The organism is Isoptericola hypogeus (genome assembly GCF_039531145.1).
GTDB lineage: Bacteria > Actinomycetota > Actinomycetes > Actinomycetales > Cellulomonadaceae > Isoptericola > Isoptericola hypogeus.
In genome coordinates this window covers 133477-156825 of the sequence record NZ_BAAAPM010000002.1, presented here as the reverse complement: position 1 = coordinate 156825, position 23349 = coordinate 133477, and the positions used below count along the sequence as shown (strand labels likewise).

At 73.3% G+C, this 23349-nt stretch carries 21 protein-coding genes; 19 read left to right on the top strand and 2 right to left on the bottom strand.

What is annotated here, in order from left to right:
- Positions 1 to 8 precede the first annotated feature (8 nt).
- The 19 genes from thrB to ABD254_RS01095 all read left to right on the top strand — a co-directional run bounded on the left by thrB (position 9) and on the right by ABD254_RS01095 (position 18405).
- The gene (gene thrB / locus ABD254_RS01185) at positions 9 to 968 is read left to right on the top strand and encodes a homoserine kinase (protein WP_344244815.1); all 960 of its coding nucleotides are present in this window, start codon (positions 9 to 11) and stop codon (positions 966 to 968) included.
- A 262-nt stretch (positions 969 to 1230) separates the two neighbouring features.
- On the top strand, positions 1231 to 3282 hold the full coding sequence (rho, locus tag ABD254_RS01180) for a transcription termination factor Rho (protein WP_344244813.1): 2052 nt from the start codon (positions 1231 to 1233) through the stop codon (positions 3280 to 3282).
- A gap of 169 nt (positions 3283 to 3451) precedes the next feature.
- Entirely contained in the window at positions 3452 to 3667 is a 216-nt protein-coding gene (gene rpmE / locus ABD254_RS01175) for a 50S ribosomal protein L31 (protein ID WP_344244811.1), read from the top strand.
- Positions 3668 to 3797: 130 nt separating this feature from the next.
- On the top strand, positions 3798 to 4889 hold the full coding sequence (gene prfA, locus ABD254_RS01170) for a peptide chain release factor 1 (protein ID WP_344244809.1): 1092 nt from the start codon (positions 3798 to 3800) through the stop codon (positions 4887 to 4889).
- Positions 4882 to 6003 (top strand): peptide chain release factor N(5)-glutamine methyltransferase, encoded by a 1122-nt coding sequence (gene prmC / locus ABD254_RS01165; protein WP_344244807.1) that lies wholly within the window; start codon positions 4882 to 4884, stop codon positions 6001 to 6003. The genes prfA and prmC overlap by 8 nt, the downstream gene beginning before the upstream one ends.
- Complete coding sequence (locus ABD254_RS01160; RefSeq protein WP_425553603.1) at positions 6000 to 6803, top strand: L-threonylcarbamoyladenylate synthase; 804 nt, start codon at positions 6000 to 6002, stop codon at positions 6801 to 6803. Before prmC ends, ABD254_RS01160 begins: the two co-directional genes overlap by 4 nt.
- On the top strand, positions 6800 to 8020 hold the full coding sequence (locus tag ABD254_RS01155; protein ID WP_344244805.1) for a glycosyltransferase family 4 protein: 1221 nt from the start codon (positions 6800 to 6802) through the stop codon (positions 8018 to 8020). Before ABD254_RS01160 ends, ABD254_RS01155 begins: the two co-directional genes overlap by 4 nt.
- Positions 8017 to 8484: a Cg1360 family ATP-synthase-associated protein gene (locus tag ABD254_RS01150; RefSeq protein ID WP_344244804.1), complete on the top strand. Its 468-nt coding sequence runs from the start codon at positions 8017 to 8019 to the stop codon at positions 8482 to 8484. Before ABD254_RS01155 ends, ABD254_RS01150 begins: the two co-directional genes overlap by 4 nt.
- 260 nt (positions 8485 to 8744) lie before the next feature.
- Complete coding sequence (gene atpB / locus ABD254_RS01145) at positions 8745 to 9536, top strand: F0F1 ATP synthase subunit A (protein ID WP_344244803.1); 792 nt, start codon at positions 8745 to 8747, stop codon at positions 9534 to 9536.
- 103 nt (positions 9537 to 9639) lie between these two features.
- The gene (locus ABD254_RS01140; protein WP_344244801.1) at positions 9640 to 9870 is read left to right on the top strand and encodes an ATP synthase F0 subunit C; all 231 of its coding nucleotides are present in this window, start codon (positions 9640 to 9642) and stop codon (positions 9868 to 9870) included.
- Positions 9871 to 9872: 2 nt separating this feature from the next.
- Positions 9873 to 10487 carry a F0F1 ATP synthase subunit B gene (locus ABD254_RS01135; RefSeq protein ID WP_344245232.1) on the top strand — a complete coding sequence of 205 codons (615 nt, stop codon included), beginning with the start codon at positions 9873 to 9875 and terminating at the stop codon, positions 10485 to 10487.
- Positions 10487 to 11302, top strand: coding sequence for a F0F1 ATP synthase subunit delta (locus ABD254_RS01130; RefSeq protein ID WP_344244799.1), 816 nt, complete (start codon positions 10487 to 10489; stop codon positions 11300 to 11302). The genes ABD254_RS01135 and ABD254_RS01130 overlap by 1 nt, the downstream gene beginning before the upstream one ends.
- A gap of 84 nt (positions 11303 to 11386) precedes the next feature.
- Positions 11387 to 13015, top strand: coding sequence for a F0F1 ATP synthase subunit alpha (gene atpA, locus ABD254_RS01125; protein ID WP_344244797.1), 1629 nt, complete (start codon positions 11387 to 11389; stop codon positions 13013 to 13015).
- A gap of 2 nt (positions 13016 to 13017) precedes the next feature.
- Complete coding sequence (locus ABD254_RS01120) at positions 13018 to 13917, top strand: F0F1 ATP synthase subunit gamma (RefSeq protein WP_344244795.1); 900 nt, start codon at positions 13018 to 13020, stop codon at positions 13915 to 13917.
- A gap of 67 nt (positions 13918 to 13984) precedes the next feature.
- Positions 13985 to 15466, top strand: coding sequence for a F0F1 ATP synthase subunit beta (gene atpD / locus ABD254_RS01115; protein WP_344244793.1), 1482 nt, complete (start codon positions 13985 to 13987; stop codon positions 15464 to 15466).
- 116 nt (positions 15467 to 15582) lie between these two features.
- A complete protein-coding gene (locus ABD254_RS01110) occupies positions 15583 to 15867 on the top strand; it encodes a F0F1 ATP synthase subunit epsilon (RefSeq protein ID WP_344244791.1) in 285 nt (94 codons plus the stop codon).
- 11 nt (positions 15868 to 15878) lie between these two features.
- The gene (locus ABD254_RS01105) at positions 15879 to 16298 is read left to right on the top strand and encodes a DUF2550 domain-containing protein (protein ID WP_344244789.1); all 420 of its coding nucleotides are present in this window, start codon (positions 15879 to 15881) and stop codon (positions 16296 to 16298) included.
- Positions 16299 to 16356: 58 nt separating this feature from the next.
- Entirely contained in the window at positions 16357 to 17052 is a 696-nt protein-coding gene (gene nucS / locus ABD254_RS01100) for an endonuclease NucS (protein ID WP_344244787.1), read from the top strand.
- Positions 17053 to 17124: 72 nt separating this feature from the next.
- Positions 17125 to 18405 (top strand): N-acetylglucosamine-6-phosphate deacetylase, encoded by a 1281-nt coding sequence (locus ABD254_RS01095; RefSeq protein ID WP_344244785.1) that lies wholly within the window; start codon positions 17125 to 17127, stop codon positions 18403 to 18405.
- A gap of 102 nt (positions 18406 to 18507) precedes the next feature.
- On the opposite strand, the gene ABD254_RS01090 is transcribed toward ABD254_RS01095, so the two are convergent.
- Together ABD254_RS01090 and ABD254_RS01085 are read right to left on the bottom strand one after the other, a co-directional pair.
- Complete coding sequence (locus ABD254_RS01090; protein ID WP_344244783.1) at positions 18508 to 19950, bottom strand: sulfatase family protein; 1443 nt, start codon at positions 19948 to 19950, stop codon at positions 18508 to 18510.
- Positions 19951 to 20044: 94 nt separating this feature from the next.
- Positions 20045 to 23107 (bottom strand): glycoside hydrolase family 3 protein, encoded by a 3063-nt coding sequence (locus ABD254_RS01085; protein ID WP_344244781.1) that lies wholly within the window; start codon positions 23105 to 23107, stop codon positions 20045 to 20047.
- Between the last annotated feature and the right edge of the window lie 242 nt (positions 23108 to 23349).

Below are 23349 nucleotides of genomic sequence, written 5' to 3'. Positions count from 1 at the left end.
GGACCACGATGCAGCTCGGCGCCGACCATGTGGTCGTCCGCGTCCCGGCCACGAGCGCGAACCTCGGGCCGGGGTTCGACGCGATGGGCCTCGCCCTGGGGATCCACGACGAGCTCGAGGTCGAGCTGCTCGCCACCGACGACGTCGTCGTCGAGGTGAGCGGCGAGGGTGCGGGGGAGGTGCCGACGGGGGAGGACCACCTTGTCGTGCGCGCCCTGCGGCACACGCTCGAGCTCGCGGGCGCGCCCCGCACCGGCCTGAGGCTGCGCTGCGCGAACCGCATCCCGCACGGCCGCGGGCTCGGCTCGTCCGCTGCGGCCGTGGTGTCCGGCGTCGTCGCGGCGCGGGCCCTGCTCGCCGACCCGCACGTGCTCGACGCGACGGCGGTGCTCCGCATCGCGACCGAGTTCGAGGGGCACCCCGACAACGCCGCCCCGGCGATCCGCGGCGGCGCGACGCTCGCCTGGCTGTCGGGCGACGGCGCACGCGCGGTGGACCTCGACGTCGACGAGCGGATCACGGCGACGGTGCTGGTCCCGGACGTGCGGCTCGCCACGAGCCGCGCCCGCGGCGTGCTCCCCGACCAGGTGCCGCACCGGGACGCGGCGTTCGCCGCGGGCCGGGCGGCCCTGCTCGTCGAGGCGCTCGCGCGGCGTCCCGAGCTGCTCCTGGACGCGACGGAGGACCGGCTGCACCAGGACTATCGGGCACCGGTCATGGCCGCGTCGGCCGAGCTGCTGCGCGCGCTGCGCGCCGAGGGCCTGGCGGCCACGGTCTCCGGGGCCGGGCCCACGGTCCTGGTGCTGACCTCGGGCGAGGGCACGAACCGCCTGGACGGGGTGCTGGCGGGGCTCGTCGACGACGTCGCCGGGTGGCACGCGGTCCGGCCGGGCATCGATCTCGACGGCGCGAGCGCACGGCGCGTCGCGCCTGCCGAGCGGGGTGCGCGTGGTGGTAAGATGCGGTGAGCCTTCGGGATCGACCACCGAGGCACCCTCCACTCCCACCGCGGGTCATCTCGTGCGTGCTTGACGGAGCCTGTGCCCAGGGTCGTCCGCCGCGGCGTTCGGCCCGTCGTGGCCGTCCCGCGCGGAGGCCGATACAACCCCGCCAGCCGACGTCGTCGTACCACTGATGCGAGGTTCCACGCGTCCCGGTGCCCAGCGCCTGGACGCCCGCCACCCCGGCCCGTGACATCTGAGGGCCGCATACGAGGGGGAAGGGTCCTTCGTGACGAACACCACCGACAGCCCGACCGGCTCAGCCGCGTCCGGGAACCTGAGCTCGCTGCGTCTCGCCGAGCTCCAGGCGCTGGCCTCGCAGCTGGGCGTGAAGGGCACGTCCCGCATGCGCAAGAGCGACCTGCAGGACGCCATCCGGTCCCAGCGCGGCTCCGGCGCGCGCACCGCGAGCGCTCCCGTCGCCGCGGCCAGCGCCGCCGCTCCCGCCGTCCGCAGCGACGCGCCGGCGGGGACGTCCTCCCAGCCCACGCTGGACGTCGCTGGTGCCGAGCGCCAGGCCGACGCGCCCCGACGCGCACGCCGGGCCACCCGGACCGCCGGCACCACCGAGGCCGGCGGTGCCACCGAGACCACCGGCCAGGCAACCGCCGTCCGCGACTCCGGCCGAGACTCGGGTCGAGACTCGGGTCGTGACGAGCCCCGCGGTGCGGGGCGCGGCGAGGCGAAGCGCCAGGGGGGCGACCGCGCCGCCGACGCGTCCGGGTCGGACACGGACCGCGAGGCACGCCTCGCGCAGCTCGCCGACGCCGTCGCCGCGCCGCGCGAGCGCGGCTCCCGCCGCGGCGGGGAGCGCTCCGGGGACAACACCGGCGAGCGCGCGCAGGGCGAGGGCGACGGCCAGCGCGGCGACCGCGGTCAGGCGCGTTCGGGCGACGCCGCGCCGAACGGTCAGCGCGACGAGCAGCGCCGCCGCGACGACCGCCGTGACGACCGTCGCGACGACGACGGCTCCGGCTCGCGCCGTCGGCGCGGGCGCGACCGCGGCCGGGACCGCAAGCGCGGCCGCACCCGCGGCCCGGGCGGGCCCGACGTCGCCGGTCTCGACAACGAGGTCGAGGTGCGCGAGGACGACGTGCTGCTGCCCGTCGCCGGCGTGCTCGACATCCTCGACAACTACGCCTTCGTGCGCACCAGCGGCTACCTGCCCGGCCCGAACGACGTGTACGTGTCGCTCAACCAGGTCAAGAAGTCGGGCCTGCGCCGCGGCGACGCCGTCGTCGGCGCCATCCGCCAGCCGCGCGAGGGCGAGGAGCCGCCGGCGGTCGGCAGCAGCAAGAACCCGCGGGGCAAGTTCAACGCACTCGTCCGCCTGGACTCCGTCAACGGCATGACGCCGGAGGAGGCGCGCCAGCGGCCCGAGTTCACCAAGCTCACGCCCCTGTACCCGCAGGAGCGGCTGCGCCTGGAGAACCCGGAGGCGACGCGCCTCACGCCGCGCGTGATCGACATCGTCGCGCCGATCGGCAAGGGCCAGCGCGGCCTCATCGTCTCGCCGCCCAAGGCCGGCAAGACGATCATCATGCAGCAGATCGCCAACGCGATCGCCGCCAACAACCCCGAGGTCCACCTCATGGTGGTGCTCGTGGACGAGCGGCCCGAAGAGGTCACGGACATGGAGCGGACGGTCAAGGGCGAGGTCATCGCCTCGACGTTCGACCGGCACGCGTCCGACCACACGATCGTCGCGGAGCTCGCCATCGAGCGCGCCAAGCGCCTCGTGGAGCTGGGCCAGGACGTCGTGGTGCTGCTCGACTCGATCACCCGCCTGTCGCGCGCCTACAACCTCGCCGCGCCGGCCTCCGGTCGTATCCTCTCGGGTGGTGTCGACGCCGCGGCGCTGTACCCGCCGAAGAAGTTCTTCGGCGCGGCGCGCAACATCGAGGACGGCGGCTCGCTGACCATCCTGGGTTCGGCTCTCGTGGAGACCGGCTCGAAGATGGACGAGGTGATCTTCGAGGAGTTCAAGGGCACGGGCAACATGGAGCTGCGCCTGTCCCGCAACCTCGCCGACAAGCGGATCTTCCCGGCCGTGGACGTCAACGCGTCCGGCACGCGCCGCGAGGAGATCCTCATGGCGAAGGACGAGCTCTCGATCGTCTACAAGCTGCGTCGCGTGCTCGGCGCGCTCGACCAGCAGCAGGCCATCGAGCTGCTGCTGGGCCAGCTGCGCAAGTCCAAGACCAACGTCGAGTTCCTGCTGCACGTGCAGAAGACGACGCCGGCCGGGCTCTCGGACGAGAACCCGGGCGAGACGATCTGATCGACTCGCCGGTCGAGCTCGTCGAGACCCGGTCCGCGGTCTCGACGGGCTCGACCGGCGGGGAATTTCCGGGGCGCCACGGCGTTCTGGCACAATGGTTCGTCGGCCTTGCCGGTTCACGGCCCGCTGTCCTGCGGGGCGACCCGGCGGCATCACACCTAGGAGCATCATGAAGTCCGGTATCCATCCCGAGTACGTCGCCACCGAGGTCTCCTGCACCTGTGGCAACACCTTCGTCACGCACAGCACCGCGACCTCCGGCAAGATCAACGTCGAGGTCTGCAGCGCGTGCCACCCGTTCTACACGGGCAAGCAGAAGATCCTCGACACCGGTGGCCGCGTGGCCCGGTTCGAGCAGCGCTACGGCAAGAAGTCCGGCAAGTAGCGACCCTGCGGCGCCGGTGGTCCGCCCGACAACCTCTCCAGGGGCAGTCGGTCGACGGACCACCGGCGCCGTTGCTTTGTCCGCGCCGGCCCGCCCGGACAGGCGCGCTGCCTCGCCGGATGGAGATGCCATGACCGACCCGTTCGCCGCCGCGCGGCCGCTGCTCGACGAGCACGCCGAGATCGAGCGCGCGCTCGCCGACCCGGGCGTGCACGCCGACGCCGGTAGGGCCCGCGCCCTCGGCCGCCGCTACGCCGAGCTGAACCAGGTCGCGTCGGCGTACCGGGCGTGGGAGCAGGCCTCCGACGACGCGGATGCGGCCGCCGAGCTCGCCGCCGAGGACGAGTCGTTCGCCGCCGAGCTGCCCGACCTGCGGGCCACGGCCGACGCCGCCGCGGAGCGGCTGCGCCGCGTCCTGGTGCCGCGCGACCCCGACGACGGGCGCGACGTCATCCTCGAGATCAAGGCGGGGGAGGGCGGCGAGGAGTCCGCGCTGTTCGCGGGCGACCTGCTGCGCATGTACCTGCGGTACGCGGAGCGCCGCGGCTGGTCCACGCAGGTGCTCGACGCCACGGAGACCGGGCTCGGCGGGTACAAGGACGTGCAGGTCGCCGTCAAGGCGCGCAGCGTCAGCGACCCCGCCGACGGCGTGTGGGCGAGCCTCAAGTACGAGGGCGGCGTGCACCGCGTGCAGCGCGTGCCGGTCACGGAGTCGCAGGGCCGCATCCACACCTCGGCCGCGGGCGTGCTCGTGCTGCCCGAGGTCGACGACCCGGGCGAGGTCGAGATCGACCCGAACGACCTGCGCATCGACGTGTACCGCTCGTCGGGCCCCGGCGGGCAGTCGGTCAACACGACCGACTCGGCCGTGCGCATCACCCACCTGCCCACCGGCATCGTCGTGTCGATGCAGAACGAGAAGTCCCAGCTGCAGAACAAGGAGCAGGCGATGCGCGTGCTGCGCGCGCGGCTGCTGGCGGCCCAGCAGGAGGCGGCGGCGGCCGCGGCGGCGGACGTCCGTCGCACGCAGGTGCGCACCGTCGACCGCTCCGAGCGCATCCGCACCTACAACTTCCCGGAGAACCGCATCGCGGACCACCGCACGGGGTACAAGGCGTACAACCTCGACCACGTGCTCGGCGGCGAGCTCGACCCCGTGGTGCGCTCGGCGATCGACGCCGACGAGGCGGCGCGGCTCGCCGCCGCCGGGACCGATGCCTGACGCGCCGTCGGGCGAGAGGTCCGACGGCGAGCGGCTCGCCCGCGTCGGGGCCGGCCTGCGGTGGGCGACGGCGGCGCTCGCCCGGGCGGGGGTGCCGAGCCCCCGGGTGGACGCCGAGCTGCTGCTCGCCCACGTGCTCGGGCTCGACCGCGGCGAGGTGCGCCGGCTCGCCGTGCTCGACGCCGCGATGCCGGGCGCGCCGACGGTTGGCGCCGAGGCCGTCGGCGGCGCGACGGGCGGTGACACGACCGGCGGCGGCGACGGGGAGCGCGACGTCGCCGGCCGGTTCGCCGCCCTGGTGGCGCGGCGGGCCGCGCGCGAGCCGCTGCAGCACCTGGTCGGCACCGCGCCGTTCCGGCACCTGGAGCTCGAGGTGGGTCCGGGCGTGTTCGTGCCGCGGCCGGAGACCGAGCAGGTCGCCCAGGCCGGGATCGACGAGGCGGCCCGCGTGGTCGCCGCGCGGGGGGACGCGGTCGTGGTCGACCTCTGCACCGGGTCGGGGGCCATCGCGCTCGCCCTCGCGACCGAGGTGCCGGGCGCGCAGGTGCACGCGGTCGAGCTCGACGCCGCCGCGCACGCGTGGGCGGCGCGCAACGTCGCCGCCGTGACGGGCGCGGCGGGGGCGCCCGCACCCGTCGTGCGCCTCGTGCGCGGTGACGCGCGACGCGCCCTGGCGGAGCTGGACGGCACCGTCGACGTCGTCGTCTCCAACCCGCCGTACGTGCCGCCGGACGCGGTGCCGCGCGAGCCGGAGGTCGCCGGCCACGACCCCGCCGTCGCGCTGTACGGGCTCGGACCGGACGGGCTCGAGGTGCCGCGCGGCGTCACCGCGGCGGCGGCCCGCCTGCTGCGGCCCGGAGGCCTGTACGTCATGGAGCACGCCGAGGTGCAGGACGCCGCCGCCCGCGCGATGGTCGACGCGGCCGAGGCGGGCGGTGCCCGGGCCTTCACCGACGCGCGCACGGTCGAGGACCTGACGGGCCGCCCGCGGATGGTCGTCGCCCGGCGGCGCTCGGCGACCACGACGCCGGCCTCCACGGCGGCGACGGCGACGGTCGAGGCCGCGGACGGCGCGCCGGACGCGTCGTCGGCCGTGCCAGACTTGGGCCCGTGAGCAGCGTGCACGACGTCACCGACCCGAACACCTGGGGCCCCGCCATCGACGAGGCCGTCAACACGATCTCGCGTGGGGGGCTCGTCGTGCTCCCCACGGACACCGTGTACGGCATCGGGGCGGACGCCTTCGACGCCGACGCCGTGGCCGCACTGCTCGCGGCGAAGGGCCGCGGCCGGCAGATGCCGCCGCCGGTGCTCGTCCCCGACGTGCGCACCCTCGACGGGCTCGCCACCGAGGTGCCCGACGACGCGCGCAAGCTCGTCGAGGCGTTCTGGCCCGGCGGCTTCACGATCATCCTGCGCGCCCAGCCGTCCCTCCAGTGGGACCTGGGGGAGACGCACGGCACCGTCGCCCTGCGCATGCCCGACCACCCGGCCGCCCTCGCGGTGCTGCGCCGCACCGGTCCCATGGCGGTCTCGAGCGCGAACCGCACGGGGAGCCCTGCCGCCCTGGACGCCGCCGACGCTCGCGACCAGCTCGGCGACGCCGTGAGCACCTACCTCGACGGCGGCACCGCCCCGGGCGGTGTGGCGTCGACGATCGTCGACGCCACGGGCGAGCGGCTCCGCGTCGTGCGGACCGGCGCGATCTCGCTCGAGCAGCTCCGTGCCGTCGCGCCGGTCGCGGGCCCGGACGACGACACCGACGACACCCCCGCGGACGACACCACCGACACCGCCGACGCCGCAGCGGACGACGCCGCCGACCCCGGAGCGGACGACGCGCCGGCCGCGCCCGTCACCTCGGAGGTCGAGCAGGCCGCGCCGGACGACGAGCAGGGCAGGACCGCCGGGTGAGGGCATATCTGCTCCTCATGCTGGTCGCGGCGGCGGTGACGTACCTGGCCACCCCGGGGGCCCGGTGGGTCGCGCGCCGCACGAACGCGATCAGCGCGGTCCGCGCGCGCGACGTGCACGTGCAGCCCACCCCGCGCCTCGGCGGCCTGGCGATGCTGCTGGGACTCGCGGTCGCCGTGGTCCTCGCCTCGCAGATGACATTCCTGTCCGGGGTCTTCACGGAGCCGCAGACGGGGCCGCAGGCCTGGGGGATCCTGGGCGGCGCCGCGATCGTGTGCCTGCTGGGCTGGGCCGACGACGTGTGGGACCTGGACTGGATGACCAAGCTCGCGGGGCAGGTCCTCGCCGGCGGGTTCATGGCGTGGCAGCAGGTGCAGCTCACGTGGCTGCCGACCCCGGACGGCCTGTACATCCCGTCGTCCCGGCTGTCCCTGATCGTGACCGTGCTCGTCATCGTGGTGGCGATGAACGCCGTGAACTTCGTCGACGGCCTCGACGGCCTGGCGGCGGGGCTCATCGCGATCGGCGGCTCCGCCTTCTTCCTGTACACCTACAGCCTCACGCAGCAGGCCAACCCGTTCGACTACTCGAGCCTCGCCACGATGATGATGGCGGTCCTGGTGGGCGTCTGCGTGGGCTTCCTGCCCCACAACTTCCACCCCGCCCACATCTTCATGGGCGACTCCGGGTCGATGGTCCTCGGCCTCGTCTTCGCCGGGGCGACGATCACGATCACCGGGAACATCGACCCCACCGTGACGGGCGACGAGCTGACCGGGGCGCAGCGGGTGCCGCTGTTCATCCCGCTGCTCCTGCCCGTCGCGGTCGTGCTGCTGCCGCTGCTCGACATGGCGCTGGCGGTGGTGCGCCGCGTCGCCGCCGGCAAGTCGCCGTTCCACCCCGACCGCATGCACCTGCACCACCGGATGCTGGCGCTCGGCCACTCCCACCGCCGCGCCGTGCTCATCCTGTACGTGTGGGCGGCCGTGTTCTCGTACGGCGCCGCCGCCCTGTTCTGGTGGGACTGGACGGCGGTGCTCGCCGGCCTCGCCGTCGCTGTCGTCGTGGCGCTGCTGCTCACGCTCGGCCCGCTGCGCACGCGCGGCCGCTTCCTCGACGACGACGTCGCGACGGGTGCCGTCCCGAAGGTCGCCGCCACGTCGCGCACCGCCCCTGCCGCCCCGATCCCGACCCCGCACGAAGGACGCCACCGATGACGACGCCCCCCACGCCGCAGCCCGACCAGCAGCCCGACCCCGCGACCGGCGACTCGGAGGCCACCGTCGCGGAGCGCCGGGTGCTGCGCACCGCGCTGCGGGACACGCTGATCCTGGTCGGGGCGCTCGTGGTCCTCGGCGGCGGCATCGGCGCGCTCGTCGCGGGCATGGCCGGGGTCTGGGGCGCCCTCGTCGGCGCCGCCCTCGTCGCGTTCTTCTGCGCCACCACGATCTGGTCGATGCTGCGCACCGTGGGCTCGAGCCCGGCGCGGATGGCGGCCTTCGTCATGGGGGCCTGGGTCGCCAAGATCGTCGTGCTGATCGTCGTGCTCGCCCTGATCCAGGGCAAGGACTTCTACGACCCGTGGGTGCTGATCGCCGTCATCGGCGTGGGCGCGATCGGCTCGGCCCTGCTCGACTACCGGGCCGTCAACAGCGGCCGCGTGCCCTACGTGCAGCCCTGACGGCCGTCTGGCGGCCGGCGCCCTGACCAGGCTGCTTGCGCCGGGCGACATTCCGTCGCCGCGGGCAACATCGTGCGCTTCTTCACAAGCCGCGGGATCTGGCCGCTACCTCGCATTCCGGGTGTCGGACCACGGGGGATCATCTAGTAGGCTGTGCGCGAATCCATGACGGCCAGGTCCGATGGCGTGCCCTCCCTACGGTGGAGCGCCTCGGGTCCGTACGACCTCCGGGAGTCCCCCTGTCTACGCCAGCGATGTCCATGCTGCTCGCCGCTGAAGGTGACGGCGAGTTCCACGCGCCGACCGTCGCGGACTTCTTCCCCCCGGCGATCTTCTTCGAGGGCACTCCCTTCGAGTTCAACCGGATCATGCTGGTGCGCGTCATCGCCGCACTGGTGCTGCTGACCGTCTTCGTCATCGCGGCCCGCCGCGCGAAGCTCGTGCCGGGCCGGTTCCAGAACGTGATCGAGATGATCCTCGACTTCGTCCGGAACTCGATCGCGGTGGAGGTGCTCGGCAAGGAGAACGGCCGCAAGTACTTCCCGCTGCTCGCCACGATCTTCTGCACCGTCCTGGTCATGAACATCACCGGCGTCGTGCCGTTCCTCAACATCGCCGGGTCGTCCGTGATCGGCCTGCCGATCGTGCTCGCGCTCTGGACGTACGTGATGTACCTCGGCGCCGGCGTGAAGGCCCACGGCTTCGGCGGGTACCTCAAGAACTCGCTGTTCCCGCCGGGCGTGCCCGCGCCGCTCTACCTCCTGCTGGTCCCGATCGAGTTCCTCCAGGTCTTCATCCTGCGGCCGGCGACGCTCGCCATCCGACTCATGGCCAACATGGTCGCCGGGCACCTCATGCTCGCGATCTGCTTCGCCGCCACGTCGTTCTTCCTGTTCGACGCCTCCGGGGGCATGAAGCTCTTCGGCGTCGGCACGTTCGTGGCCGGCTCGGCGTTCTTCTTCTTCGAGATCTTCGTGGCGGCGCTGCAGGCCTACGTCTTCGCGATCCTCACCGCCGTCTACCTCAACCTGTCCGTCGAGGCGGAGCACTGACCGCCTGGCGGGACCCGGCCTGAGGCCGGCCTCAGCTTCACATCAGAACCATCAACGCGACGCCCGGGCCACCGAGGTCCGGCGCCCAACGGAAGGAAATCCAGTGGACGTCACCACCCTCGCCGAGGTCACCGGAAACATCGGCACCGTCGGTTACGGCCTCGCGGCGGTCGGCCCGGGCATCGGCCTCGGCATCCTCATCGGCAAGACGATCGAGGGCATGGCGCGCCAGCCCGAGGTCTCGAGCCAGCTCCGTACCACCATGTTCATCGGTGTTGCCTTCGTCGAGGTGCTCGCGCTCCTCGGCCTGGTCGCCGGCTTCATCGTCCCGTGATGATGAGCCCCCTCAGCACCCCCGACGCGGACGTCCTCGCCGCCGAGGAGGAGACCACCGCGAACCTCCTGCTGCCGCACACGTACGACATCGTGTGGTCGCTGGTGATCGTCGTGATCGTCGGTCTCGTCTTCTACAAGTACGTCCTGCCGAAGTTCCAGGCGGTGCTCGACGAGCGCACCGCGAAGATCGAAGGCGGCCTCGCCAAGGCGGAGCAGGTTCAGGAGGAGGCCGCGGCTGCGCTGGCGGAGTACCACCAGCAGCTCGCCGAGGCTCGCGCCGACGCCGCGAAGACCCGCGAGGAGGCGCGTGCCGAGGGCACGGCCATCGTCGCGGAGCTGAAGACCAAGGCGCAGGAGGATGCCTCGCGCATCGTCGAGACGGCGCACCGCCAGATCGAGGCCGAGCGCCAGACCGCCGCGGTCTCGCTGCGTGCCGAGGTCGGCGCGCTGGCCACCGAGCTCGCGTCGAAGATCGTCGGCGAGTCCCTCGAGGACTCCGCCCGGCAGTCGCGCGTGGTCGACCGGTTCCTCGACGAGCTCGAGGCCACCGAGGCCGGCGAGTCCCGATCGGCGCAGACCGCGTCGGCCGGCAGCCCGGTCGGCAAGGAGGGCTGATGCGGGGAACGAGCGCAGCCTCCCTCGCGGCGGCCCAGGAGCGGTTCGAGCCGGTGCTGCGGTCCGCCGGGGCCGACGCGCAGGCGCTCGGCGAGCAGCTGTTCGCCGTCGTGGGCGCGCTCGACTCCTCCGGCGCGCTGCGTCGTTCGCTGGCCGACCCCTCCCGGGGCGCCGAGGACAAGGCGGCCCTGGCCGCCCGCATCCTCGCCGGTGGCTTCGACGAGCGTGTCGTCGACCTCGTCTCCGGGGTCGCGCGGTCGCGGTGGTCGAGCGACGCCGACCTCGTCGACTCCCTCGAGCGGCTCGGGGTCGACGCCGTCCTGGCCTCGGCCGAGTCGCGGGGCGTCCTCGAGACCGTCGAGGACGAGCTCTTCCGGCTCACCCGGGCGCTGGTCGGCCAGCGCGAGGCGCGCCAAGCGCTGTCGGACGTCTCGAGCGCTCCCGAGCGCCGGGCCGAGCTCGTCGACGCCCTGGTCGCGGGCAAGGTCGACGCCGTCACCCAGGCCCTGGCCCGGCGGGCGACGACCGTCCCTCGCGGCCGCCGCTTCGTCGCCACGCTCACGTGGTACGGCGAGATCGCCGCGGAGCGCCGCAAGCGCCTGGTCGCGGCGGTCACGAGCGGCTCCGTGCTCACCGAGGCGCAGGAGGACCGGCTCGGCGCGCTCCTGGAGCGCGCCTACGGCCGCCCCGTGCAGCTCAACGTCACGGTCGACCCGACCGTGATCGGCGGCCTGCGCATCCAGGTCGGCGCCGACGTCGTCGACTCCACCGTGCTGTCCCGCCTGGCCGACGCTCGTCGCCGGCTGGCCGGCTAGACCCTTCCCAGGCCCAGCGCCGGCTTCGGCCGGCACCCGCAGAACGTGAGGTCGCGCGAGGCGCGGCCACGACAGGAGAGAGCAATGGCTGAGCTGACGATCCGGCCGGAGGAGATCCGGGCCGCACTGGACAGCTTCGTGAAGTCCTACGAGCCCGAGGGCGCGGTCAGCGAGGAGGTCGGCCGCGTCACCCTCGCCGGCGACGGCATCGCGAACGTCGAGGGCCTCCCCGGCGCGATGGCGAACGAGCTGCTGCGCTTCGAGGACGGCACGCTCGGCCTCGCGCTGAACCTGGACGTCCGCGAGATCGGTGTCGTCGTCCTCGGCGAGTTCACCGGCATCGAGGAGGGCCAGGAGGTCCGTCGCACGGGCGAGGTCCTCTCGGTCCCCGTCGGCGAGGGCTACCTCGGCCGCGTCGTGGACCCGCTGGGCAACCCGATCGACGGGCTGGGCGACGTGGAGACCGAGGGCCGCCGCGCCCTCGAGCTCCAGGCGCCCGGCGTCATGCAGCGCAAGTCGGTGCACGAGCCGCTGCAGACCGGCATCAAGGCGATCGACTCGATGATCCCCGTCGGGCGCGGTCAGCGTCAGCTGATCATCGGCGACCGCCAGACCGGCAAGACGGCGATCGCGATCGACACGATCATCAACCAGAAGGGCAACTGGGAGTCCGGCGACCCGGAGAAGCAGGTCCGCTGCATCTACGTCGCCATCGGCCAGAAGGGCTCGACCATCGCGTCGGTGCGCGGCGCCCTCGAGGAGGCCGGCGCGCTCGAGTACACGACGATCGTCGCGGCCCCGGCGTCCGACCCCGCGGGCTTCAAGTACCTCGCCCCGTACACCGGCTCGGCCATCGGCCAGCACTGGATGTACCAGGGCAAGCACGTGCTGGTGATCTTCGACGACCTGTCGAAGCAGGCCGAGGCCTACCGTGCCGTGTCGCTGCTGCTGCGCCGCCCGCCGGGCCGCGAGGCGTACCCCGGCGACGTCTTCTACCTGCACTCCCGCCTGCTGGAGCGTTGCGCCAAGCTCTCGGACGACCTCGGCGCGGGCTCGATGACCGGCCTGCCGATCATCGAGACCAAGGCGAACGACGTCTCGGCGTACATCCCGACCAACGTCATCTCCATCACGGACGGGCAGATCTTCCTCCAGTCCGACCTGTTCAACGCCGACCAGCGTCCCGCGGTCGACGTCGGAATCTCCGTCTCGCGAGTCGGCGGTGACGCGCAGGTCAAGGCGATGAAGAAGGTCTCCGGCACCCTGAAGCTCGAGCTCGCCCAGTTCCGTTCGCTCGAGGCCTTCGCCATGTTCGCGTCGGACCTCGACGCGGCGTCGCGTGGCCAGCTCGCCCGCGGTGCGGTGCTCATGGAGCTGCTCAAGCAGCCCCAGTACACGCCGTACGCCGTCGAGGACCAGGTCGCGGCGATCTGGGCCGGCACCAAGGGCAAGCTCGACGACGTCCCGGTCGAGGACGTCAAGCGGTTCGAGTCGGAGATGCTCGACCACCTCCGCCGGAACACCTCGGTGCTCTCCACGATCGCCGAGACCGGCAAGCTGGAGCAGGACACCGAGGACGCGCTCGCCGCCGCCGTGGAGGACGTCCGCAACGGCTTCCTCAAGGCCGACGGCTCCCCGCTGGTCGGCGGGGACGCCGAGGGCGAGGCCGCGGACGTCGAGCAGGAGCAGCTCGTCGTGCAGAAGAAGGCCTGAGCATGGCTGGAGGATCCCAGCGCGTCTACAAGCAGCGGATCAAGTCGACGCAGTCGCTGAAGAAGATGTTCCGCGCGCAGGAGCTGATCGCGGCCTCCCGCATCGGCAAGGCCCGCGCGCGGACGGCGGCGGCCACGCCGTACGAGCGGGCGATCACCCGCGCCGTCTCGGCCGTGGCCACGCACACCTCGACGAAGCACCCGCTGACGAGCGAGCGCAGCGACACGAACCGCGTCGCGGTGCTCGTGCTCGGTGCCGACCGTGGCCAGGCCGGCGCGTACACGTCGTCTCTCCTCCGGGAGACCGAGAAGCTCGTCGCCCAGCTGAAGGCCGACGGCAAGGAGGTCGACCTCTACGCCACGGGCCGGCGCGCCCTCGCCTTCTACCGCTACCGCAAGCGCGAGCTCGCGGGCGAGTGGTCGTACGGGTCGGAGCGACCCGAGGCGGACGTCGCCGCGGAGATCGCCGACACCCTGCTCGGCGCGTTCCTCGCGCCGGCGGCCGAGGGCGGCGTCGGCGAGCTGCACGTCGTGTACACGCAGTTCGTCAACATGGTCACCCAGCGCCCGCGCGTCGTGCGGATGCTGCCGCTCGAGGTCGTCGAGGGCGTCGCCGTCCCCGGCGAGAACGACGTCCTGCCGCTCTACGACTTCGAGCCGTCGCCCGAGGTCGTGCTCGACGCCCTGCTCCCGCGCTACGTGCGCAGCCGCATCTTCAGCTTCATGCTGGACGCGGCGGCGTCCGAGCTGGCCGCGCGCCAGCGGGCGATGCACACGGCCACGGAGAACGCCGAGGACCTGATCCGCACCTACACGCGCCTGGCGAACCAGGCTCGCCAGGCGGACATCACCCAGGAGATCAGCGAGATCGTCTCGGGTGCCGACGCCCTCGCGGCCTCATGACCCCGGTCCTGACGTCGCGACCGCACGTACTGACACCCGAAACGTTCCTTTCGAAGCGAGGCAAGCAATGACCGCCACCACCGTGGAAGCCCCGGTCGAGCACCAGAGCGGACCCGGCGTGGGCCGTGTCGCGCGCGTGATCGGCCCCGTCGTCGACATCGAGTTCCCCGAGGACGCGATCCCCGACATCTACAACGCCCTCGAGGTCGACATCGACCTGTCGACGCAGGGCGAGGGTGAGAAGTCGTTCACCCTCAAGCTCGAGGTCGCCCAGCACCTGGGCGACTCCCTGGTCCGCGCGATCGCGCTCAAGCCGACGGACGGCCTCGTCCGCGGCGCCGCCGTCACCGACACCGGCGAGCCGATCAGCGTGCCCGTGGGCGACGTCACCAAGGGCAAGGTCTTCAACGTGACCGGCGAGGTGCTGAACGCCGAGCCGGGCGAGAAGATCGAGATCACCGAGCGGTGGCCCATCCACCGCAAGCCCCCGGCCTTCGACCAGCTCGAGTCGAAGACCCAGATGTTCGAGACCGGCATCAAGTCGATCGACCTCCTCACCCCGTACGTGCAGGGTGGAAAGATCGGCCTCTTCGGCGGTGCGGGCGTCGGCAAGACGGTCCTCATCCAGGAGATGATCCAGCGCGTCGCGCAGGACCACGGCGGCGTCTCCGTGTTCGCCGGCGTCGGCGAGCGCACCCGTGAGGGCAACGACCTCATCGCGGAGATGGAGGAGGCCGGCGTCTTCGACAAGACCGCCCTGGTCTTCGGCCAGATGGACGAGCCGCCGGGCACGCGTCTGCGCGTCGCCCTGTCCGCGCTGACGATGGCGGAGTACTTCCGCGACGTGAGCAAGCAGGACGTGCTGCTGTTCATCGACAACATCTTCCGCTTCACGCAGGCGGGCTCCGAGGTGTCGACCCTGCTCGGCCGCATGCCCTCCGCGGTGGGCTACCAGCCGAACCTGGCCGACGAGATGGGTGTGCTGCAGGAGCGCATCACCTCGACGCGTGGCCACTCGATCACCTCGCTGCAGGCGATCTACGTGCCGGCGGACGACTACACCGACCCGGCGCCCGCGACGACGTTCGCCCACCTCGACGCGACGACGGAGCTCTCCCGCGAGATCGCGTCGAAGGGTCTCTACCCCGCGATCGACCCGCTCACGTCGACGTCGCGCATCCTCGACCCGCGCTACGTGGGCCAGGAGCACTACGACGTGGCGACGCAGGTGAAGTCGATCCTGCAGCGCAACAAGGAGCTGCAGGACATCATCGCGATCCTCGGCGTCGACGAGCTCTCGGAGGAGGACAAGACGGTCGTCGCGCGTGCGCGCCGCATCCAGCAGTTCCTCTCCCAGAACACCTACATGGCCAAGAAGTTCACCGGCGTCGAGGGTTCGACGGTGCCGCTGAGCGAGACCATCGAGGCGTTCAAGAAGATCGCCGAGGGCGAGTTCGACCACATCTCCGAGCAGGCCTTCTACAACATCGGTGGCCTGGAGATGCTCGAGGAGAACTGGGCCCGCATCCAGAAGGAGTACGGGGCCTGACGGTCACGTACTCGTCCCGCGCCGCGTCGTCCCGTCGGGGGCTGGCCGTCCCGGCCTCCCCGGCGGGACGACGCGGTAGCACGAACTCCGGCACGATCTGAAAGATGGAGCATCAGATGGCAGAGCTGAACGTCGTCCTCGTCGCGGCCGACCGCAAGGTCTGGTCGGGCGCGGCGCGCGAGGTGAGCGCCCCGTCGGTGGACGGCCAGGTGGGCATCCTCGCCGGCCACGCACCGCTCCTCGCGGTGCTGCGCCCCGGCACCGTCAAGGTGTCGACGGGCCGGACCACCGCCGTCGAGGCGAAGGTCACCGGGGGCTTCGTCTCCGTCGACGGCGACCTCGTCACGATCGTGGTGGACGAGGTCTCGGAGCTGTCCGGCCGCGAGCCGGCGCTGCGCTGAGGCCGGGCACGGTGCCGTTCGTCGTCTGGGTCGCGATCGCGCTCGTCGTCGTGCTGGCACTCGTGCTCGCGGCGGGGGCGTCCCGGCTGCGCACGCTCTCGCGTCGCGTCGGCTCGTTCCCGTGCCAGGCCCGCCCTGCCGACGACCCGCACGCACCGTGGGTCGTCGGCATCGCGCACTACGCGGTGGGCCGGATCGACTGGTGGCGCGGCTGGTCGTTGGCCCCGCGCCCGGCGCGGGTCTGGGAACGCGGCCGCCTCACCATCACCGGCAGGGCGCCGCTCGACCAGGCGGGCCAGGCCGACCAGGTCCTGGTCCGCTGCCGCTACGACGGCACCGACTTCGAGCTGTCGATGTCGTCCGGCGCGTACGCGGGCCTGGCGTCGTGGCTGGAGTCGGCCCCGCCGGGCCGCCGCGACCTCGTCGTCTGACCGAAGCGCCGTCCGAGACCTGAACGACCTGTCCGACCGCACCTACTCGAGGGATTCCGTGCGTCTCGTCGTCGCCCGTTGCTCGGCCCGGTACACCGGCCGGCTGACCGCCCACCTGCCGCTGGCCACGCGCCTCGTCGTCGTGAAGGCCGACGGCAGCGTGCTGCTGCACTCCGACGGCGGGTCGTACAAGCCGCTCAACTGGATGAGCCCGCCGTGCGCGGTGGCCGTGCGCGAGCCGGACGACGAGGCCGCCGGGCGCGGCGTGACCCAGGTCTGGACGGTCCAGCACCAGAAGTCCGACGACCGGCTCGAGATCGAGCTGCACGAGGTGCACCACGACTCCGCCCACGACCTGGGCGTCGACCCGGGCCTCGTCAAGGACGGGGTGGAGGCCCACCTGCAGGAGCTGCTCGCCGCCCAGGTCGAGCTGGTCGGCCCCGGGCACTCGCTGGTGCGCCGCGAGTACATGACCGCCATCGGCCCGGTCGACATCCTCGCCCGCGCGCCAGAGGGCGGGCACGTGGCCGTGGAGATCAAGCGCCGTGGCGACATCGACGGCGTCGAGCAGCTCACCCGCTACCTGGAGCTCCTCAACCGCGACCCCCTCCTGGCGCCGGTGCGCGGGGTGTTCGCGGCCCAGGAGATCAAGCCGCAGGCCCGGGTGCTGGCCACGGACCGCGGTATCGGCTGCCTCGTCCTCGACTACGACGCCATGCGCGGCGTCGACGACGTCTCCGCACGCCTCTTCTGAGCCCACCCGCTCTCGGAGCGGGTATGTGAGCGGGGTTTCCTTATCGGGTCGCCCGTGCGGCAGGATGGCGCCATGAGCGATGCCATGCCCACCGACCCCGCCGCACCGCCGGCCGAGCACGTCGCGCTGCTCGGTCGCGTCGTCACCCCGGACGAGGCGATCGACGACGGCGCGGTGGTCCTGGCGGGCGGGCGCGTCGTGTGGGTCGGCCCCCGCGCGGCGGCCGCCTCGGCCTCGCGGCGCGAGGTCGTCGACGCGGTGGCCGCCGCCCCGCAGCCCGAGCCCGGCACGCTCGTGCTGCCGGGCCTCGTCGACCTGCACAACCACGGCGGCGGCGGGGCCAGCTTCAACGACGACCGGGACGCCGAGGCGACGATGGTCGCCGTGCGCGAGCACCGGCGGCACGGCACCACGACGATGCTCGCGTCGCTGGTCACCGCCGACCGGGCGACGCTCCTGGCGCGCGTGGAGGTGCTTGCCGGGCTCGCCGAGGACGGGGAGGTCGCCGGTATCCACGTCGAGGGACCGTTCCTGTCGCACGCGCGCCGCGGCGCGCAGAGCCCCGAGAACCTCCTGACCGGCGACGCGGGCCTGGTCCGCGAGCTCGCCGAGGCCGCGGGCGGGCACCTACGCACGATGACCGTCGCCCCCGAGGTCGACGGTGTCGTCGGCGGGGGCGGGGCGGCCGAGGCGCTGGTCTCCGCCGGCGCGATCCCGTCCCTGGGGCACACGGACGCCACCGCCGAGCAGGCCGAGGCCCTGCTCGCGCAGGTCGTGGCGGACCTCACCGCCGCGGCCGCAGGCGGCGAGCCGCCGCGACGGATGACCGCCACGCACCTCTTCAACGGCATGCGGCCGCTGCATCACCGCGCCCCGGGTCCCGTCGCGGCCTGCCTGGCCGCCGCCGCGCGCGGCGACCTGGTCGTCGAGCTCGTCGCCGACGACGTGCACCTCGCGCCCGCCACCGTCCGCTCCGTGATCGCGACGGTCGGCGCCGACAACGTCGCGCTCGTGACCGACGCGATGGCCGCCACCGGCATGGCCGACGGGTCCTACGAGCTCGGGCCCATGGCCGTGACGGTGACGGGCGGGGTCGCCCGGCTCACCGACCCCGACGACCCCGACGGCGGCTCCATCGCGGGCGGCACCGCGCACCTGATCGACGTCGTGCGCCGCACCGTCGCGGCGGGCGTGCCGCTGGCGGACGCCGTGCGGTCCGCGTCGTGGGTCCCCGCCCGCGCGCTGGGCCTGGGCGACGTCGGCGGGCTCGTCGTCGGGCACCGCGCCGACGTCGTCGTCACCGACGCCGACCTGCGCGTGCGCCGCGTGCTGCGCGACGGCGTCCCCGCGTGACGACCTGACACGGATCGCCCGCCGGGCACGGCCCCCGACGCTGCGGCCACCGGCCGGCCGTCACCGTCCCGCCTTCAACGGCCCGCTGCCACCTGCCCGCCGTCACTGGTGCCCGAGCGCCTCCGCCACGCGCGCCGCGTGCTTGTGGGCCAGGTCTTCGCGCCCGACCTCGCGCAGCCACGCCGCGTGGCGCTCCCACAGCCGGCGGACGTCGTCCGGGCGACGGGTCGCGAGGTCGTCGGCCTCGGCGACGTCGGACCGCACGTCGTGCAGGTGGATCCCGTCGCCCGGGTCGGTGTGCTCGACGACGCGAACCCCCTGGGCGCGCGGGTCGTCGCCGTGCACGACCCGGAGCTTGAGGTCGCCCGAGCGGACCGCGGACTGGAAGCCGCACTCCCAGTGCAGCTCGTCGTGGCCGCCGACCGCCTCGCCCCGCCACATGGCGGACTGGTCGATCCCGTCGACGTCCCGCAGCCGGGCGACGTCGTAGCCGGCGGCGGCCAGCAGCGTGGGGTACAGGTCCATCGAGCTCACGAGCGCGTCGCGGGTCGTGCCGCCGGACCAACCGCCGCCCGGCCACCGCACGAGGAGCGGGACCCGGACGCCGCCCTCGGCGAGCGTGTACTTGGTGCCGGTGAGCGGCGCGTTGTTCCCGTAGTTGCAGGTGGAGCCGCCGTTGTCGGTGAGGTAGACGACGATCGTGTCGTCGGCCCGCCCGGAGGCGTCGAGGGAGTCGAGCAGCCGGCCGATCTCGGCGTCCATCAGCTCGAGCTGGGCCAGGTAGTACTCGCGGCCGTGCTCCAGGTGCGGCGAGATCGCGCCGTCGTACCAGTCCGCGTAGGACCGGTCGCCGTGCTCGTCCCAGTCGGCGCGGGCCGGCAGGCCCCGGCGCTCGAGCTCGTCCGGCGGCAGTTGCCAGCAGAAGTTGTGGACGGCGTTGAACGCGACCATGGCGAAGAAGGGGCGGTCGGCGGCGTCGACGAACTCGCGGGCACGGCGGCCGAGCTCGGCCGTGAGGAAGCCCTCGAGCTCGACCTCCTCGCGGTGGTGGAACATCGGCTGCACGCCCATCCGCCAGCTCGCCTCCGGGCCGTACTCGTCCACGGCGGCCCGGGAGTGGGTGGTGTAGTGCAGCCGGCCCTGCTGGCGGCCGGCGAGCCCGTAGTACGACTCGGAGAAGCCGTGCTCGGGTGGGCAGGCCCGGTCGCCGGGCTGCTCGGGGCCGTAGTGGACCTTGCCGAAGTACCCGGTGGCGTAGCCGAGCTCGGCGAACCGCTCGGCGAGGGTGGTGCGCGACTCGTCGAAGCGGGTGTCCTCGAACCAGGTGGACCCCCAGCGTGCCGGGTGGGCGCCCGAGATGAGCGCGGCGCGCGACGGGCTGCAGATCGGCGCCGTGACGTACGCGTCGCTGCAGCTGACGCCCTCGGCGGCGAGGCGATCGAGCGCCGGCGTCCGGACGGCGGGGTCGAGGCCGAGCGCGCTGCGGTCGGCGTAACCGTGGTCGTCGGACAGGACGAGCAGGACGTTCGGGCGGCTCGAGGTCACGGGACTGCCTCCGGGTCGACGGTCGGGCCGGCCGGGCGGCCGGCGGTGGGGGAGACGTGCCCGAGGACGCACCCGGGCACGCCTCCCCACCGGCCTACGGTGCCAGACGGAACGTCGAGAGCCGGACCTCCCCGTCGAAGACGAGGTAGACGTCGTGGTGGCCCCGCGCCCGGTCGAGGCGCGCCGTGACGTCGGCGTACGCGTAGGCGTCGCCGGTGCTCGGCACCTCGGCGGCGCCGACCAGCCGGCCTCGCGGCGAGTCGAGGCGCACCTCGACGCGGGCGTCGCCGGTCTCCGCGCGGGCCACCGCCGCGGCGAACGTGCGCGCGCCCTTGCCGAGGTCGACGTCCTCGAACGCCACCCACGACCTGGCCTCGCCCGAGGCCACCGACGTGCCCGCCTCCTTCGACGTGTCGACCAGCGTCACCCCGGAGTAGTCGTCGAAGTTCTGCGCCTCGGTGGTGCGGGAGAGGTCGCGGTCCGGCACGCGCTCGCCCGCGACGTGCACGGACGACCGCTCCCGCACGTCCCGGGACGACGCCCCGACCATCAGGTCGTGCGTGCTCGCCTCGACCACCCACCGGCTGCGGGTGACGTCCCAGGTCCGCAGCGCCTGCACGGGCACCTCGAGCCGCACCCGCTCCGTCTCGCCGGCCGCAACGCGGACGCGCTCGAAGTCCCGCAGCTGCCGGACGGGCTGGTCGGTGCGCGACGAGCGCTGGTGCGTGTAGAGCTGCACCACCTCGTCGCCGTCGACGTCGCCCGTGTTGGTGACGTCCACCGAGACGCGGATCGTGTCGCCCCGCCGCACGGACCTGTCGTCGACCCGCAGGTGGGAGTACCGGAACGACGTGTAGGACAGGCCGTAGCCGAACTCGTACAGCGGGTCGTGGTCTTCGTCGTACAGGTACGTCTGGCCGGTGTCGATGATGTCGTACCGGTCCAGCTCAGCAGGCAGGTCGTCGATCGACGCGGGCCAGGTCTGCGTGAGGCGCCCGGCGGGGTTGGTGTCGCCGAAGAGCACGTCGGCGACGGCGTTCCCGGTCTCCTGGCCGGCGTGCGTCGTCCAGAGGATCGCCGGGACCGAGTCCTGCAGGTCGCCGATGGTCTGCGGGTAGCTCGAGGTGAGCACGACGACCGTGTTCGGGTTCGCCTCGCGCACCGCCTCGACCAGGGCCTGCTGCCCGGCGGCGAGGTCCAGCTCGGTCCGGTCGTGCGCCTCGCGCCCGTTGATGAACGGCATGGTGCCGACCACGACGACGGCGGCGTCCGCACCCGCGGCGGCCTCGACGGCCTGCGCCGTTCCGTCGACGACGACGTCGCGGACGAACTCGGTCGCGCCGTCGGCGGTCGCGGCGCCGAGCACGAGCGCGCCGGAGTCGTCGATCGTCAGGTACGGCGTGCGGAACGACGGCGACCACGACTCGGTGGAGTCGTAGCCCGCGTACCGCAGGACGACGTTGCCGCTGGGCCGCTCCTCGATCCGGAACAGCTGCTGGACGAACCAGCCGTTCGGCTGGTCCTGGTCGTTGGCGAAGCCGGAACCGGACAGGCCGACGGTCTTGCCGTTCGCGGCGCTACGCAGCGTGACGACGCCCTCGCCCCAGTCGAAGACGTCGAGCTGCGCCGCCGGGCCGGCGTCGTCGGACGTCGCCGTGAGCCGCGCGCCCTCGGCGCCCTCGCCGCCCGCCAGGTAGTGGCCGGTCGACGCGTCCCGCAGCGCGATGCGGTCGACGCCCTCGGTGGTCGCGACCTCGCCGCCGTCGCCGAGCCGGGCCGTGATCCCGTCCACGGGCGTCACGGAGTATGGCTGCTTCCCGCCGTACCAGTCCGTGTACAGGGTGTCGGCGAGCGGTCCGACGACGGCGACCTCGTCCGTCGTCCCCGCGTCGAGGGGCAGTGTCTCGCCGTCGTTCTTGAGCAGCACCTGGGCGGCGGCGGCCGTCTCCCGGGCGAGGGCGCGGTTCGCGTCCGTGTCGACGGCGTCCGCGCCGATGTCTCCGTACGGCCCGCCGTCGGGGTCGAACTCACCCAGCCGGAACCGCAGCTCCAGGCCGTGGGACGCCGCGGTGCGGACGTCCGACCAGTCCAGGAGGCCCTGGTCGAGGGCCTCCTGCACGGCCGTGATCGTCGGGGTGGGGTTGTTGTCGTTCACGGTCATGGAGTCGAGGCCCGCCCTGACGAGCGCGGCGTCCGCCTCGGCCTGGGTGGCGTAGTACTGCTGGGAGTTCACCAGGTTGAGCGGGGCCGCGGCGTCGGAGACGTTGAACAGCGTCTTGTCGGTCCACGACCGCACGGTGTCGTCCAGGCTCGGGTCCACCGTGGCGGGGCGCCCGTTGACGAGGTTGTACCCGGTCATGACGCCGGTCGCGGCGTCGGCGCGGATCACCGGCTCGAAGGCCTGCTCCTCGTACTCGTGCAGCACGCGGGGCGGCAGGACCGCGTTGACCGTGTCGCGCCTCGTCTCGACGTTGTAGCCCAGGTAGTGCTTCAGCGTCGGCGCGGTCTTGAGGTAGAAGGGGTCGTCGCCGGTGAGTCCGTGCCCGTAGGCCGTCGCGATCTCGCTGGACAGCGTCGGGTCCTCGGAGTAGCCCTCCTCGTTGCGCCCCCACCGGGGGTCGCGGAGCAGGTTGACGACAGGCGCCCAGAGGTTGAGCCCCCACAGCGCCGGGTCCTGCGCGTGGTAGCCGCGCGCCTCGTCGCTGACGACGGCGCCGACGTCCTCGATGAGGCCGGGGTCCCACGTGCTGGCCAGCCCGACCGCCTGCGGGAAGGTCGTCGCGGTGGCGGTGTGGACCGCGCCGTCGACGTGGGAGGTCGTCCAGGCGAGGCCGTGCAGCGCCTCGGTGCCGCTGCGGAACTGCCCGATGCCGAGACGGGGGACGGGCAGGGGGAACTGGTGCAGCAGGGAGATCGTCTCGGTCTCGGTGAGGCGGCCCAGGAGGTCGTCGACCCGCTGGTCGACGGGCAGGTCGGGGTCGCGGAACGGCAGGTCGTCGAGGCCGGCGACCGTCGCGGCGGCGGCGGCCGTGCCGGGCGGGGCGGAGGCGGACGCCCATGCCAGGGCGGGCGTGAGGGCGAGGACGCTGAAAGCGGTGGTGGCGGCGATGCCCTGCCGGGTCCAGTGGCGCGTCCAGCGGCGGGTGGGGGTACTCATCGTGCTCCCTCGGTTCGGGGCCGGCCGACGTCGGCCGGCCGCTGGGGACGGAACGAGCACCTCACCGGGGCGGCGCCGGACGGGGCCGGGCGCCGGGCAGCGGCCCCGAGCCTGGTGAGGACCTGCGGCCTGCGAAACGATCATCGTCGAAGCGCTTCGACCCGCTGCCTGCCCACGACGCTAGCCCGGATCGAGGCGATGTGGCAATGGATGAACTAAATAGCGTCGAACCCCTTGACAGG